General features: G+C 64.2%; 14 protein-coding genes. 12 read left to right on the forward strand and 2 right to left on the reverse strand.

All coding sequences use genetic code 11. The features are described 5' to 3' along the window. Positions 1-68 precede the first annotated feature (68 nt). Positions 69-842, reverse strand: coding sequence for a helix-turn-helix domain-containing protein (locus FHT02_RS08495; RefSeq protein ID WP_184086508.1), 774 nt, complete (start codon positions 840-842; stop codon positions 69-71). 186 nt (positions 843-1,028) lie between these two features. Here FHT02_RS08495 and FHT02_RS08500 point away from each other — a divergent pair, with 186 nt between their 5' ends. From FHT02_RS08500 to FHT02_RS08540, 9 genes are all read left to right on the forward strand, one after another. Beyond that, positions 1,029-2,111 carry an AI-2E family transporter gene (locus FHT02_RS08500; protein ID WP_184086510.1) on the forward strand — a complete coding sequence of 361 codons (1,083 nt, stop codon included), beginning with the start codon at positions 1,029-1,031 and terminating at the stop codon, positions 2,109-2,111. A 118-nt stretch (positions 2,112-2,229) separates the two neighbouring features. Next, positions 2,230-3,369: a hypothetical protein gene (locus FHT02_RS08505; RefSeq protein ID WP_184086512.1), complete on the forward strand. Its 1,140-nt coding sequence runs from the start codon at positions 2,230-2,232 to the stop codon at positions 3,367-3,369. Then, positions 3,366-4,535: a bifunctional phosphopantothenoylcysteine decarboxylase/phosphopantothenate--cysteine ligase CoaBC gene (coaBC, locus tag FHT02_RS08510; RefSeq protein WP_184086514.1), complete on the forward strand. Its 1,170-nt coding sequence runs from the start codon at positions 3,366-3,368 to the stop codon at positions 4,533-4,535. Before FHT02_RS08505 ends, coaBC begins: the two co-directional genes overlap by 4 nt. Next, a complete protein-coding gene (locus FHT02_RS08515; protein ID WP_246352274.1) occupies positions 4,525-5,298 on the forward strand; it encodes an alpha/beta hydrolase family protein in 774 nt (257 codons plus the stop codon). The genes coaBC and FHT02_RS08515 overlap by 11 nt, the downstream gene beginning before the upstream one ends. A 1-nt stretch (position 5,299) precedes the next feature. Then, positions 5,300-5,746: a dUTP diphosphatase gene (dut, locus tag FHT02_RS08520; protein ID WP_184086516.1), complete on the forward strand. Its 447-nt coding sequence runs from the start codon at positions 5,300-5,302 to the stop codon at positions 5,744-5,746. Continuing rightward, positions 5,743-6,108 (forward strand): hypothetical protein, encoded by a 366-nt coding sequence (locus FHT02_RS08525; RefSeq protein WP_184086518.1) that lies wholly within the window; start codon positions 5,743-5,745, stop codon positions 6,106-6,108. Before dut ends, FHT02_RS08525 begins: the two co-directional genes overlap by 4 nt. Beyond that, complete coding sequence (locus FHT02_RS08530; RefSeq protein ID WP_184086520.1) at positions 6,105-6,866, forward strand: molybdopterin-synthase adenylyltransferase MoeB; 762 nt, start codon at positions 6,105-6,107, stop codon at positions 6,864-6,866. The genes FHT02_RS08525 and FHT02_RS08530 overlap by 4 nt, the downstream gene beginning before the upstream one ends. Positions 6,867-6,900: 34 nt before the next feature. Then, positions 6,901-7,911 (forward strand): NAD-dependent epimerase/dehydratase family protein, encoded by a 1,011-nt coding sequence (locus FHT02_RS08535; protein WP_184086522.1) that lies wholly within the window; start codon positions 6,901-6,903, stop codon positions 7,909-7,911. Positions 7,912-7,968: 57 nt separating this feature from the next. Next, positions 7,969-9,315 (forward strand): nucleotide sugar dehydrogenase, encoded by a 1,347-nt coding sequence (locus FHT02_RS08540; RefSeq protein ID WP_184086524.1) that lies wholly within the window; start codon positions 7,969-7,971, stop codon positions 9,313-9,315. Positions 9,316-9,343: 28 nt separating this feature from the next. Here the strand turns inward: FHT02_RS08540 and galU are convergent, their stop codons facing one another. Beyond that, positions 9,344-10,207 (reverse strand): UTP--glucose-1-phosphate uridylyltransferase GalU, encoded by an 864-nt coding sequence (gene galU, locus FHT02_RS08545; RefSeq protein WP_184086526.1) that lies wholly within the window; start codon positions 10,205-10,207, stop codon positions 9,344-9,346. A 167-nt stretch (positions 10,208-10,374) separates the two neighbouring features. On the opposite strand from galU, the gene FHT02_RS08550 reads away from it, so the two are divergent. From FHT02_RS08550 to wecC, 3 genes are read left to right on the forward strand one after another with little or no spacing between them, the layout of a single operon-like run. Further along, positions 10,375-11,367: a UDP-glucuronic acid decarboxylase family protein gene (locus FHT02_RS08550; protein WP_184086528.1), complete on the forward strand. Its 993-nt coding sequence runs from the start codon at positions 10,375-10,377 to the stop codon at positions 11,365-11,367. A 41-nt stretch (positions 11,368-11,408) separates the two neighbouring features. Continuing rightward, a complete protein-coding gene (gene wecB / locus FHT02_RS08555) occupies positions 11,409-12,539 on the forward strand; it encodes a non-hydrolyzing UDP-N-acetylglucosamine 2-epimerase (protein ID WP_184086530.1) in 1,131 nt (376 codons plus the stop codon). Then, positions 12,523-13,818, forward strand: a complete 1,296-nt coding sequence (wecC, locus tag FHT02_RS08560; RefSeq protein WP_184086532.1) for a UDP-N-acetyl-D-mannosamine dehydrogenase — start codon at positions 12,523-12,525, stop codon at positions 13,816-13,818. Before wecB ends, wecC begins: the two co-directional genes overlap by 17 nt. Position 13,819: the final 1 nt, after the last annotated feature.

Raw genomic sequence — 13,819 nt, forward strand, 5'->3', positions numbered from 1 at the left:
AGCCAACGCGACGAAACTCCAACAGCTTGGAGCCCCCCCAGTAAACTAGGGAAAGCGCCCCCACCCGCTCACCGAATAAAATAGCCGACCACTTTCCACGCCGCACCTTCCCGCGCGACGGTGACGGTCTCCACGGCGTTCGGCCTGGCTGCAAAGCTGGTGCGGAACTCGATCACTTGGTAGCTGCCATCTGCCACCCCGGGCAGCTTCGACGTATTGGTGACCGTCTGGAGCGCCCGGGACGATACCGCGCCCAGCGGCTCCCGAACCGGCCGCACCGCCGCGACCCAGCCGGCTTCGGTGAGCTGCGACGTGAACAGCTGCCCCGCCTGCCGCCAGCTTTCCGCCCAGCGTTGATCGTCGACAAGCCGGATCCAGGCCCGCGCAGCCTTGACGCCCTCGGTCTCGGCCACAGCCTGCGAGGCAGCCGGTGGCGGGGCGACGGCCCTGATCCCGCTGCCGGGGTGCAACAAGGCGGTAAGCGCAATCCCTGCGATGATAAGCGACATGATCAGCATTCCTCCACTGAGCCAGGCAACGGCATCCCTGGTGCGCCGCCGTCCCGGTCGCCCATCCTCTCGGTCTTCGGACGCGGCGTGGACCACCCCCAAATCCTCGTACCCATGCGAATTGGGTGCGGCTTGCTCCTGTTCCCCCAGCAATCTGGCTGCCTCGCGGCTGCTCGACACCCCCAATTTCTTGCGGGCGTCGCGCAGCCGTTCGTTGACCGTGTGGACCGACAGGCCAAGCGCGGCGGACGCGGATTTCGCATCATGCCCGGCCAGAAGTAGGCGCAGCGCTTCCTTTTCACGCGCGCTCAGTGCAGCGACACCATCGTTCATCCGATTGCCCAGCCCCTTGTCCCTGACGTTCAGCGTAAGCAGGGCTTCACGCGCTTTCCACCGATTCCGCGTCGTGCCACCCGCGGACTGCAACCCTCCGCTGGCAGCCCGCTCGATGCGAAACGCACTTTTCCTCGTTACGTGCGTTCAACGATCCGGATCTGCTTGGGAAGGGCATCTCGAACCATGGCCATACGCCGCGACCGTGTTGAAAATGGCGGTTTCATCCTCACGGTGGTGCTGCTCACCATCGGGCTGACGCTGATCGTTTCCAGCTTCATCGGCGCGTTGCTGTGGGCCGCCCTCGCCGCGCTGCTGTTCCAACCGATTTTCCAGCGCCTGCTCGCGCGCTGGCCGGATCACCGCAACCGTGCGGCGGCCGCGACACTGCTGATCATCACCGTTGCCGTGGTGATTCCGGCGGTGATCATCGCCAGCCTGGTGATCGATCAGGCGGCCGGCGTGTACACCCAGATCCGCAGCGGCCAGATCAACTTCGCCGTCTATTTCCAGCAGGTCCACGACGCGCTTCCCCTCCGGCTGCAACGGCTGGTGGACAGTTCGGGCTTCGGCAGCTTTGACCGGGCCCAGGCGCGTATCTCCGACGCGGTGGGCAGCAGCGCCAGCACGCTCGCGCGCCGCGCGGTATCGATCGGCGCCAACGCCGCGGCCTTCATGCTCGCCTTCGGCGTGGGGCTGTACGTCACTTTCTTCCTGCTGCGCGACGGCGACCGGATCGGTCCGGCGGTGGTGCGCGCGCTGCCCTTGCGCGCCGACGTGGCGAACCGCCTGGCGGAAAAGTTCGAAGCGGTTGTCCGCGCCACCGTGAAGGGTTCGGGCCTGGTCGCACTGGCGCAGGGTGCGCTTGGCGCGATCACGTTCTGGATCGTCGGACTTCCCGCCGCGTTGCTTTGGGGCATGCTGATGGTCATCGCCGCGTTACTCCCGGCAATCGGCCCGGCGATCATCTGGGGACCGGTCGCCATCTATCTGCTCGCCACCGGCGCGGCGTGGCAGGGGGTTGTGGTGATCGTCTCGGGCGTGGTGGTGATCGGCCTGGCCGACAACATCCTGCGCCCGATGCTGGTCGGCCGCGATACGGGCATTCCGGACTGGCTGGTGCTCGTCACGACGTTGGGCGGCATCGACCTGATCGGCCTCAGCGGCATCGTCGTTGGCCCGGTTCTCGCCGCGCTGTTCATCACCGCGTGGCAGATCCTGACGGAGGAGCGCACCGGGGCCAAAGCGGAGGCGGTGGCGGAGGGGTGAGTCCTTCGCTTCGTCGCGCGGCTGCACGGATCCGGTCCTAGGTTGGCGCGCCAGGCTGCCGCCGCGCGCGGGCCGCTCTCGACACTCGGTGCGCACCGCGTGTAGTTCCCCGCGTTACATGGCTCGCACTGCACCCCGTTGGCTCGCCGCACCCACGCGTTTCGCGGCGTTGGGGCGGGCGCGCGCGCGGATGGGCATAGCTGTGTTGGCGCTGCTGCTCCTTTTGTTGTGCCTTTCGGCCTCGTTAGCGGTGCAGCCGCCTTCGCTTGCCGCAAGCGCGGATATGGGTGCCGCCGCGGCGGCCCCGATGTCACGCGATGCCGACCTGCTCCTTTTCGAAAAGACCGTTGCCGGGATGCGAAGCGGCGCCGGCGACTATTACACCGTCGCGACCGACGCGATGCGTGCCGGCGGATATCCGCTACGACCCTTCTTCACCGTCCGCCTCCCCGCGCTGGCGACCGTCCAGGCGGCGCTTCCATCCTTGGGGCCGCCATTGCTGCTGCTGTTGCTTGCCGCGGTGACTGCCGCCGCATGGGGCTTGCGCCTGACCGAAGTTCTGACCCGCGCACTGCCGCGCCTTGTTGCCGGCATGCTCCTGCTCGGCTCGATGCTCGCCTTCCTCCGCGCTGGGCTCTGGCCATTGCATGAGCTCTGGGCCGGGCTGCTGGTCGCGCTGTCGCTTGCGTTGCGCCGCCCGGGCCGCTGGGTTGAGCCCGCTGCGCTTGCGCTCGCCGCGATGCTGATCCGCGAAACCGCGGCGCTGTACGCCATTGTCATGGCGGTCATGGCATGGCGTGAAGGGGCGCGTACCGAAGCGCGTGGCTGGGTGGCGGTGCTGCTGCTGTTCGTTGTCGCGCTCGGCGCCCATGCCCATGCCGTCACCGGCGCCACTGGACCGCTCGACGTGGCCGCGCCACGGGGTGGCGGCTGGCTTGGCATCGGCTTCTTCGTGCAGGCTGTCGCCTTGTCCACCGTGCTTCAGCTGCTGCCGCTCTGGGTCGGCGCGCTGCTGGCGGGTCTGGCGCTGTTCGGCTGGGCCAGCTGGGCCGATCCGCTCGCCACCCGCGCTCTCGCGCTGCTGCTGGGATATGGCGCCCTGATCGCGCTGTTCGCGCGTCCCGACCAATTCTATTGGGCATTGATGGTCGCGCCTTTGTTCTTCGTTGGGCTGGTGTTCGTGCCGGATGGGGCGCGCGATCTGGTCATCCGGGCGCTCGACAAACGGCGCATAACGGTGACAAGGGTGTCGCGATGAAGCGTATCCTGCTGATCGTCGGCGGCGGCATCGCGGCCTATAAGGCGTGCGAATTCGTGCGGCTGTGCCGAAAGGCCGGCATTTCGGTGAAATGCGTGCTGACGGAAGGCGCGCAGCATTTCGTCACGCCGATGACGCTGGCCGCTTTGTCCGAGAATCAGGTCTACACCACCTTGTGGGACCTGAAGGACGAAACCGAGATGGGCCATATTCAGCTCAGCCGAGAGGCCGATCTGGTGGTGGTCGCGCCCGCCACCGCCGACTTGCTCGCCAAGATGGCCGCCGGGCTTGCCGACGATCTCGCCACCACCTTGCTGCTCGCCACTGACAAGCCGGTGGTCGCGGCGCCGGCGATGAACGTGCGCATGTGGCAGCACGCGGCGACGCGGCGCAACGTCGCGCAGCTTCGTTCCGATGGCGTAACGGTTATGGATCCTGATGAAGGATCAATGGCTTGCGGCGAATACGGCCCCGGCCGGCTTCCCGAACCCGCCGCGATCCTCGACTTTGTCCAAACGCGTTTCCGCGTCGACCAGATGCTGGCCAACCGCCACATCCTCGTCACCGCCGGCCCCACGCATGAGCCGATCGATCCGGTCCGCTACATCGCCAACCGCTCCTCGGGCAAGCAAGGCTACGCGATCGCCGCCGCCCTCGCCGAAATGGGTGCCAAGGTCACGCTCGTCAGCGGCCCCGTCCTCGCGCAGACCCCGCCAGGCGTCACGCGCATCGACGTGGAGACCGCCCAGGAAATGGCCAACGCCGTCGCCACCGCTCTCCCCGCCGACGCTGCGGTGATGGTCGCCGCCGTCGGCGACTGGCGCGTGGAAACAGCGGATCAAAAACTGAAGAAAGGCGATACCTCCCCTACCCTTCAGTTGTCGGAAAACCCCGACATCCTCGCCCTCCTCGCCGCCAGCCCGCACCGGCCAAAGCTCGTGGTCGGCTTCGCGGCAGAGACCGAGCGCGTCATCGAACACGCCACGGCCAAGCGCCTGCGCAAGGGTGCAGACTGGATCGTCGCCAATGACGTTTCGGGCGACGTGATGGGCGGCGCAGACAATACCGTTCACCTGATCACCCCCGACGGTATCGAGGATTGGGCGCGGATGCCCAAGGATCAGGTCGCCCGAAAGCTGGCGGAACGGATTGCCCATGCGCTTTAGCCCCGCCTTTCTACCGCTGCTGCTGGCAGGCTGCGCGACCACATCCGCGCAACATCCCGCGACGCAGCTTCACGCCGAGACCTATGGTCCCAAACGGAGCGCCGATGTGCGCACCTTGGTCGTCGTGCTGCACGGTGACGACGGGCCGGATCATTACCGCTTTGCCAGCGCCGCCGCGCGCGCGATCCCCGATGCGGCAGCCGTCGCGATCCTTCGCCCCGGCTATGCCGGTCCAGCCAACCGCAGTTCACCCGGCGAGTCCGGCACGACCGGCGACAACTTCACCTCCGATCGTATCGCCGCAGTGGGTGACGCAATCGGAGCATTGCGCAGTCGCTACCCCAATGCGCAGATCATCGTGGTAGGGGACGCAGGCGGAGCGGCGATCGCCGCAAATCTCGCCGGAATTCGTCCTTCGCTGATAGACGGCATGGTGCTGGTGGGCTGCCCCTGCACCCTGGCCGACTGGCACGCCCGCGCGGCACAGCCGACAGGCTCAGCTTCAAGCACGCTTGCGGCAAGTTTCGACCCACTCAAGACGGCAGGCGGCATTCAGCCCAACCTTCGCGCTGCAGTGCTGGTCGGGGCCGATGATAAGATCACGCCGATCGCGTTTTCGCGTGCCTATGCCGAGGCGCTCGCGCTCCGCGGCGTCGCCACCGACTATCGCATTCTCCCCGGCCGCGGGCACCAATTGCTCGACGATCCGGAAGTGCTTGCGGCTACGCAGCGCCTAGCCGCTGCGCTGCCAAGGAAAGGCTGACATGCTCGCGCCCATCCAGATTGCGATCCGACGTCTGCCGCACGGCGAAGGACTACCGCTCCCGGCCTATGCGACCGCAGGCGCGGCCGGAATGGACGTGGTGGCCGCCGAGGATCTGGTGCTCGCGCCGGGCAGCCGCCAGGCAGTCGCAACCGGGTTCGCCATCGCGATTCCCGATGGGTATGAAGTTCAGGTCCGCCCCCGCTCCGGACTGGCGATCAAGCACGGAGTTACTTGCCTCAATACGCCTGGCACGATCGACAGTGATTACCGCGGCGAAGTGAAGATCATCCTGGCCAACCTCGGGAAGCACGACTTCGCAATCGCCCGTGGAGATCGCATCGCGCAACTGGTGCCGGCTCGGGTCCAGCGCGCACACCTGGTGGAAGCCGCGACGCTTGACGAGACTGCGCGCGGAGATGGCGGCTTCGGGTCGACGGGAATATGATCACAGCGCCGTTCATTCTCGCCGTGATGCAAGCGGCCGCGCTGCAGTGGGATGCGCTCGCGCCGCTTCCTTACAGGACCGCGCCCCAGATCACCCATGACATGAACAGCTTTGTCGAGCGGGAAGCGGTCGGACGCAAATGCCCACTGCCCTATGGCAACGCCATCACGGTCGACGTAGCGGTCCTGGTCAATGCCGTCGGCGGCATCCGCACCACCGTGCCCCGCGCCATCGGCTGCGCCACCGTGGAGCAATATGCAGCGGCGCTCGTAGCGGGGTTCGCGCGCAACAATCTCCTCCCACGCAATGGCGCCGACGGGCAATGGTACCGCACCAGGCTTACCTTTACTTGGCCGGCGTGACACTCACCGACGCAGACCTGACGCGCTATGCCCGCCACATCGTGCTTCGGGAAATCGGCGGCGCGGGCCAAACGAAGTTGCGAGACTCGCACGTCGTGGTGATCGGCGCCGGAGGCATCGGCTCACCGGCTATCCAGTACTTGGCCGCGGCGGGGGTCGGCACCTTGACGTTGGTGGACGATGATCGCGTCGACCTCTCCAATCTCCAGCGTCAGACGATTTTCGGGACCTCTGACATCGGTGCGGCAAAGGTCGATGCTGCTGCGAAAGCAGTCGCTGGATTGAACCCGACGGTGCAGGTTCGGGCACTGGATCAGCGGGTCGCCGGAGCGCAAGCGGCTGACATTATCGCCATCGCCGACGCAGTGCTCGACGGCTCGGACAATTTTGCAACGCGTTTGGCCGTAGCCGACGCGGCGCTGACGCGGCGCGTTCCTCTGGTGTCCGCTGCGGTTGCGGAATTCGAGGGTCAGCTGGGCGTATTCCGTGGCTGGGAGAGCGACAAGCCGTGCTATCGATGCTTCGTGGGCACCGACCCTGAGCGCGCAGAGGCAACCTGCGCCGAACAGGGCGTACTCGGGGCGCTGACCGGCGTGATGGGCAGCTTGGCCGCGCTTGAGGCAATTCGGGCCTGCTACCCCTTTGGTGAAGACAGCGCGGGAAAGCTCCTGCTGGTGGATGCGCTCGCGTTGCGCTTCCGCACCTTGAGCTTACCCAAAGATACAGGATGCCCCGCCTGCGGCATACGCCGACCCTAGACTTGGCTTTGCGGTTCAGCCACGAGAATAGGCCATGACTGTCTCCGCTCCGCGCATTCTGGTGACCGGCTCGGCCGGCTTCATCGGCTTTCACACCTGCTCTCGTCTGCTCGACCAGGGATCGACGGTGCTGGGGATCGACAACTTTAGCAGCTATTACGACGTCACGCTGAAGGAGAAGCGCACGGCGCTGCTTGCCGAGAAGTCAGGCTTTTCGCTGGCCCGCATTTCGATCGAGGATCAGGCAGCGCTGGAAAAAGCGTGGATCGACTTCAAGCCTGATGTCGTCATCCATCTCGCAGCACAGGCCGGCGTGCGATATTCCATCGAAGCCCCGCGCAGCTATGTCGGCGCAAACATCGTCGGCACCTTCAACTTGCTTGAGCTAGCGCGCCATCATCCCGTGCGCCACTTCTTGGCAGCCTCAACCAGCTCGGTTTACGGCGCGAACACGCACATGCCGTTCGAAGAGACGCAGCGGACGCAAACGCCGCTCAGCCTTTATGCGGCCACCAAGGGCGCAACCGAACTCATCGGGCATAGCTACAGCCATCTGTACGGCACGCCGATGACGTTTTTCCGCTTCTTCACGGTCTATGGCCCATGGGGGCGCCCCGATATGGCGCTCTTCAAGTTCACTCGTGCGATCCTCGCGGGCGAAGCTATCGACGTGTACAACAACGGTGCCATGGTCCGCGACTTCACGTACGTGGAGGATCTCGCCGATGCCATTGTCCGGTTGATTCAAGCAGTTCCTGGGAGAGTTGCGGTAGAAGGCGACAGCCTTTCGCCCGTAGCCCCCTTCCGCAGCGTCAATATCGGTGCCGGCACCCCAACTCAGCTGATGGATTATATCGGCGAACTCGAGCGGGCGCTGGACAAGACGGCAATCAAGAACTTCATGCCGATGCAACAGGGCGATGTGCCTGCGACCGAGGCGTCTTCCGCCCTGCTGAAGCATTTGACGGGAGCGGTTCCTGAAACGCCGCCAAGCGTCGGCGTGCCTGCGTTCGTCAAATGGTATCTGGATCATTATCGATCTTGAAACCCTGCTCGGATGAGAATGCAGCCTGCGCTGCGATTCACACCGACGGGGACTTAGATGAGCATCGAATTGCCGGCTCACGGGCTGAAGCTTCAAGCCCGGATCCAAACGGCATCGGCGAAGATCGGCATTATCGGCATGGGCTATGTCGGCCTGCCGCTCGCCGTTGCCTTTGGCGAAGCGGGTTGCCCAGTGCTGGCACTCGACTCCGATGCCGAGAAGGTCGAGGCGCTGAATGCGGGGCGCAGCTACATCAAGCATGTCCAGAACGACCGCATCGCACCGCTTGTGGAAGCAGGCCGGCTCGGCGCCACTGCGGATCTGGAGAGGCTGGCCGAAGCCGATGTCATCCTGATCTGCGTGCCGACACCGCTAACACGCCACCTTGAGCCCGACCTGGAATATGTGGAGGCGACGACCAAGGCGATCGCGAAAACATTGCGCAAAGGCCAGTTGGTCATTCTGGAGTCGACCACTTATCCGGGTACGACGCGTGAAGTGATGCAGCCGATTTTAGAATCGACCGGTCTGACAGCTGGATCGGACTTCTTCCTCGCCTACTCTCCGGAACGCGAAGATCCCGGCAATCCCAGCTTTTCGACCACTCAGATCCCCAAGGTGGTCGGCGCGGACGATCTCGTCTCAGCGGATCTGGCTCTGGCCGTGTACCGCCACATCGTGCCCCAGACGGTTGCCGTCTCCTCCGCCGCGACAGCGGAAGCCGTGAAGATCACCGAGAACGTTTTCCGCGCCGTCAACATCGCGCTCGTCAACGAGCTGAAGTTGATCTTCACTGCGATGGATATCGATGTCTGGGAGGTGATCGATGCGGCCAAATCGAAGCCGTTCGGCTTCATGCCCTTTTATCCTGGCCCAGGCTTAGGCGGCCACTGCATTCCGATCGATCCCTTCTACCTTACTTGGAAGGCGCGCGAGTATAATCAGCACACGCGCTTCATCGAGCTGGCTGGGCAGATCAACGCCGACATGCCCGCGCACGTCGTCCGAGTGCTCGCCGACACGCTCGACGCCCGTTCCGGGCGAGGCTTGCGCGGTGCGCGGGTGTTGATGATGGGCGTAGCTTACAAAAAGAATGTCGACGACATCCGCGAGAGTCCGGCGCTTCGCCTGATGGAGATGATCGAAGCGCGTGGAGCCACCGCCGACTTCTTCGATCCACACGTGACGCAGATCAACGGCACTCGCGAGCATCCGACGCTGAACTATCGCTCGACGGTTCCTTGGGAGGCCGTCAAGGACGGTCGGTATGATGCCGTCCTGATCGCCACCGACCATGACGGCATCGACTATGCAGAACTGGTCGCGTCGGCCGCACTGGTTGTCGATACCCGCAATGCCTGCGGGCGGGCGGGCGTGGTCAGCGACAAGATCGTACGGGCGTAGCGCCCGCTTCCGCGCGTTACGCGCGCGTTCAGCGGATCGTGGCGAGGAACGATCGGACTGCGGGAGCGATTTCCTCCCGCTCCAGCGCGACGGCGACATTCGCCTGGATGAACCCTGCCTTGTCCCCACAATCGAAGCGGGTCCCCTGGAAGGTCACGCCGTGGAAAGGTTGATCGCCGATCATCCGCGCCATCGCGTCGGTGAGCTGGATTTCCCCGCCCGCTCCGGCTTCCTGTCCCTCAAGCACGCGCATAACTTCGGGCTGAAGGATGTAGCGGCCAATCACCGACAGGTTGGAAGGGGCCGTTCCGGGCTTGGGTTTCTCAACCAGACCATTCACCCGGGCGAGCGCGCCATCCTGCGCGCCCGGCGTGATGATGCCATAGCGGTGCGTCTGGTCGTCGGGAACCACTTCCGCGCAAAGCAGATTGCCGCCAACCTTGTTGTACGCTTCCACCATCTGCTTGAGGCAGCCGGGCCGGCCCAACATGAAGTCGTCCGCCAGCAACACCGCAAAGGGTTCGTCGCCAACGATGTCGCGTGCGCACCAAACCGCATGGCCGAGCCCCATCGGCTCCTGCTGCCGGACATAAGCGATGGCGCCAGGCTTCAGCCGAGTCGCATCGAGCACCTCGAGCGACTTGCCGCGCTCGTTCATTGTCGCTTCCAATTCGAAAGCGATGTCGAAATGATCCTCGATCGCGTGCTTGCCGCGGCCCGTCACGAAGATCATCTGCTCGATCCCCGCCTCCATCGCCTCTTCCACTGCATATTGGATCAGCGGGCGGTCCACCAACGGCAACATCTCCTTCGGCATCGCCTTGGTCGCGGGAAGGAACCGGGTGCCCAGGCCGCCCACGGGGAACACGGCCTTACGCAAGGGCTTGATCATCGACGTCTCCGAAACTCGGGTTAACCCACTGATGTATGGGGACGCCTCAGCAAAGCGCCCCGTCATCAACGCGCGGGATCAGCTTCATCAGGAATGTAGAAGCCGATGGAGCAAATACGCATGTGTAACGTTACGGCTCCAACACATTGAAAAAAAGGGGGGTGGCCATGAGCCTGACGGAGCCTAACCGTATTCTAGTGACCGGCGGGGCCGGTTTCATCGGTTCGCACCTGTGCAGCCGATTGCTGATGCGCGGGTGCGAAGTGCTGTGCGTCGACAACTTCTACACTGGCCGACGCGAGAATATCGAGCATCTGCTGGGTTCGCCGAAATTCGAACTGCTGCGCCACGACGTCAACTTCCCGCTCTATGTGGAAGTAGACCGCATCTTCAATCTCGCCTGCCCTGCCTCGCCGGTCCATTATCAGGCCGATCCCGTGCAGACGACAAAGACCAGCGTGATGGGCGCGATCAACATGCTCGGCCTGGCGAAGCGCGTGAAGGCACCGATCCTCCAAGCATCGACCAGCGAAGTCTATGGCGACCCCGCCGTGCATCCCCAGCCCGAAAGCTATTGGGGCAACGTGAATCCGATCGGCCCGCGCTCCTGCTATGACGAAGGAAAGCGCTGCGCCGAAACCCTGTTCTTCGACTATAATCGGCAGCACAACCTGCAAACCAAGGTCATCCGGATCTTCAACACCTATGGCCCGCGCATGCACCCTGGCGACGGGCGCGTGGTGTCGAACTTCATCGTCCAGGCGCTCACGGGCGAGCCGATCACCATCTATGGCGACGGCAGCCAGACGCGCTCCTTCTGTTATGTGGACGATCTGGTAGACGGCATCATCGCCATGATGGACACGCCCGCGGATGTGATCGGGCCGGTCAATCTCGGCAATCCGGGCGAGTTCACCATGCTGGAACTGGCCGAGCTCGTCCGCGAACTCGTCGGCTCCAGCGTCGAGATCATCCACAAGCCGCTGCCCGCCGACGACCCCAAACAGCGTAAGCCGATCATCGACCAGGCCAAGCAACTGCTCGGCTGGGAACCGAAGGTCCAGCTTCGCGAAGGCCTGACCCGCACCATCGAATATTTCGACGGCACGTTGCAGACCCGATCGCTGAACTTCGCCCGCAATATGCGCATGGCCGGCTGAACTTCTTACCCCGTCTTAAGCTTGATCGGTTAGGACGGGGTATGGCTGAACCCAAGGTCCTTCTCGTCTTCGGCACGCGTCCTGAGGCGATCAAGCTGTTCCCTGTGGTCCGCGCGCTTCAAGCCCATGGCGGGATGGCGGTTCGGACCTGTGTCACCGCGCAACATCGCAGCCTGCTCGATCAGGTGCTCGCGGTCGCTGGACTGAAGCCGGACGTCGACTTGAACGTGATGACACCCGGGCAGTCGCTGGACCAACTCACGGCCCGGCTCCTGACCGGCATTGGCGACGTCCTTGACCGCGAAAAGCCCGACCGGGTGATCGTGCAAGGCGATACAGCCACGGCGATGACTGGCGCTCTGGCTGCCTATTACCGCAAGATTCCGGTCGGGCATGTCGAGGCGGGGCTGCGATCGGGCAACATCTACCAGCCCTGGCCCGAGGAAGTGAATCGGCGCATCGTTGCGCCGATCGCCGATCAACATTTCGCGCCGACGCAAACTGCTGCCGACGCGTTGCTGGCCGAGAACATCGCTCCCGGCACGGTGCATGTGACCGGCAATACCGTGATCGATGCCCTTCACCTTACGCGCAAACGGATCGAAGCGGACCCGTCTTTGGTAGCCGGTCTGGACCGCATCGCGGCGCGCTTCACCGGCAAGCGGATCATCCTGGTCACAACGCATCGGCGCGAGAACTTCGGTGGTGGCATGACCGACATCGCACGGGCGCTTCGTCGGATCGCGGAACGGCCCGACGTGGCAATTCTCTTTCCCGTCCATCCCAACCCCAATGTCGTCGCAGTGATGGACGAAGTGCTGGGGCATCCGGCCAACATCGCCCGCATTGATCCCTTGGATTACCCGCACTTCATCCGCGCGCTGGAACTGGCGCATTTGGTGCTGTCGGATTCGGGAGGAGTGCAGGAGGAAGCGCCTGCGCTCGGAAAGCCAGTGCTGGTGATGCGAGAAACCACCGAGCGGCCCGAGGGCGTGGCCGCGGGCACCGCCAGGCTGGTCGGCACCGATCCCGACCGCATTGTTACCGAAATCTCAACCCTCCTGGACGTACCCCAGCGTTATTCGGCCATGGCCCGCGCCCACAATCCCTTTGGCGACGGCCAGGCCGCTCAGCGGATCGCGGGGATCGTCGCACATGGTTTCGGACTCTGAACTAAAGGTCTGCGTTTTGGGACTGGGCTATATCGGCCTGCCCACTGCCGCAGTGATTGCCCGCACCGGTGCCAGGGTGGTGGGGGTCGATGTGCATCCGCACGTCGTCGACACGGTCAACTCCGGCAAGGTTCATATCGAAGAGATCGACCTCGACGGACTGGTCTCGGGCGTCGTCGCCCGCGGCAACCTTCGTGCTGCGCTCAATATCGAGCCAGCGGAAGTATTCGTCATCGCCGTGCCCACGCCGTTCGCCGGTGATCATGCGCCCGATATTGGTTACGTGCTGAAGGCCGCGGCCAGCGTGGCCATCGTGTTGAAGGCGGGTGACGTGGTCATTCTGGAATCGACCTCGCCAGTCGGCACTACAGAGAAGGTCGCCGAACTCCTTGCGGCCTTGCGGCCCGATCTCAAGATCCCGGGGCACTGCGTCGGCGGCGCGGACGTCGCAATCGCGTACTGCCCGGAACGCGTATTGCCCGGCCGCATCCTGGTGGAACTGATCGACAATGATCGCGTGATCGGCGGCGTCACGCCACGGTGCGCGCGCAAGGCGCTGCAATTCTACCGCCGCTTCGTGCGCGGCGCTTGCGTCACCACTACGGCCAAGGTCGCCGAGATGACCAAGCTCAGCGAAAACGCCTTTCGCGACGTCAACATCGCATTCGCCAACGAACTCTCGTTGGTGGCGGACAAGATGGGCGTTGACGTGTGGGAGGTTATCCGCCTGGCCAATCGTCACCCCCGTGTGAATATCCTTTCCCCTGGCCCAGGCGTGGGTGGCCACTGCATCGCTGTCGATCCGTGGTTCCTCGTCAGCGCTGCTCCAGACAAGACCCCGCTCATCCGCACAGCGCGGGAAGTGAACGACGGCAAGATCCAGCACGTCATCGACGCCGCCTCGCACCTGATCGCTGCGGATCCCACCGCTCGCGTCGGCTGTCTGGGTCTGGCGTTCAAGGCTAACATCGACGACTTCCGAGAAAGTCCGGCCCTGAAAGTCGCATCCGCATTGGCGCACCGCTACGCTGAGCGCATCGCGATCGTGGAGCCTTATGCACAAGCGCTGCCAGACGCCTTCGCGGGCACCGGAGCCAAATTGATCGACATCGACTCCGCGCTGGAAGCATGCAGCATCCTGATCGTGCTGGTCGATCACGACGTGTTCCGCTCAATCCCGGTCGACGAGCGCGCCGACAAGCAGGTCTATGACACGCGCGGTATTTGGCAGGATCAGCCGCGCATATCCTTTTCTGAACCACTACGGCTCGCGAGCTGAT

Source organism: Sphingomonas xinjiangensis (assembly GCF_014199255.1).
Lineage (GTDB): Bacteria > Pseudomonadota > Alphaproteobacteria > Sphingomonadales > Sphingomonadaceae > Sphingomonas > Sphingomonas xinjiangensis.

Excerpts from the sequence above, each read along its gene's own strand:
- FHT02_RS08495 (WP_184086508.1), bottom strand. The coding sequence starts at position 842 with ATGAACGATGGTGTCGCTGCACTGAGCGCGCGTGAAAAGGAAGCGCTG.
- FHT02_RS08500 (WP_184086510.1), top strand. The coding sequence starts at position 1,029 with ATGGCCATACGCCGCGACCGTGTTGAAAATGGCGGTTTCATCCTCACG.
- FHT02_RS08505 (WP_184086512.1), top strand. The coding sequence starts at position 2,230 with ATGGCTCGCACTGCACCCCGTTGGCTCGCCGCACCCACGCGTTTCGCG.
- coaBC (WP_184086514.1), top strand. The coding sequence starts at position 3,366 with ATGAAGCGTATCCTGCTGATCGTCGGCGGCGGCATCGCGGCCTATAAG.
- FHT02_RS08515 (WP_246352274.1), top strand. The coding sequence starts at position 4,525 with ATGCGCTTTAGCCCCGCCTTTCTACCGCTGCTGCTGGCAGGCTGCGCG.
- dut (WP_184086516.1), top strand. The coding sequence starts at position 5,300 with ATGCTCGCGCCCATCCAGATTGCGATCCGACGTCTGCCGCACGGCGAA.
- FHT02_RS08525 (WP_184086518.1), top strand. The coding sequence starts at position 5,743 with ATGATCACAGCGCCGTTCATTCTCGCCGTGATGCAAGCGGCCGCGCTG.
- FHT02_RS08535 (WP_184086522.1), top strand. The coding sequence starts at position 6,901 with ATGACTGTCTCCGCTCCGCGCATTCTGGTGACCGGCTCGGCCGGCTTC.
- FHT02_RS08540 (WP_184086524.1), top strand. The coding sequence starts at position 7,969 with ATGAGCATCGAATTGCCGGCTCACGGGCTGAAGCTTCAAGCCCGGATC.
- galU (WP_184086526.1), bottom strand. The coding sequence starts at position 10,207 with ATGATCAAGCCCTTGCGTAAGGCCGTGTTCCCCGTGGGCGGCCTGGGC.
- FHT02_RS08550 (WP_184086528.1), top strand. The coding sequence starts at position 10,375 with ATGAGCCTGACGGAGCCTAACCGTATTCTAGTGACCGGCGGGGCCGGT.
- wecB (WP_184086530.1), top strand. The coding sequence starts at position 11,409 with ATGGCTGAACCCAAGGTCCTTCTCGTCTTCGGCACGCGTCCTGAGGCG.
- wecC (WP_184086532.1), top strand. The coding sequence starts at position 12,523 with ATGGTTTCGGACTCTGAACTAAAGGTCTGCGTTTTGGGACTGGGCTAT.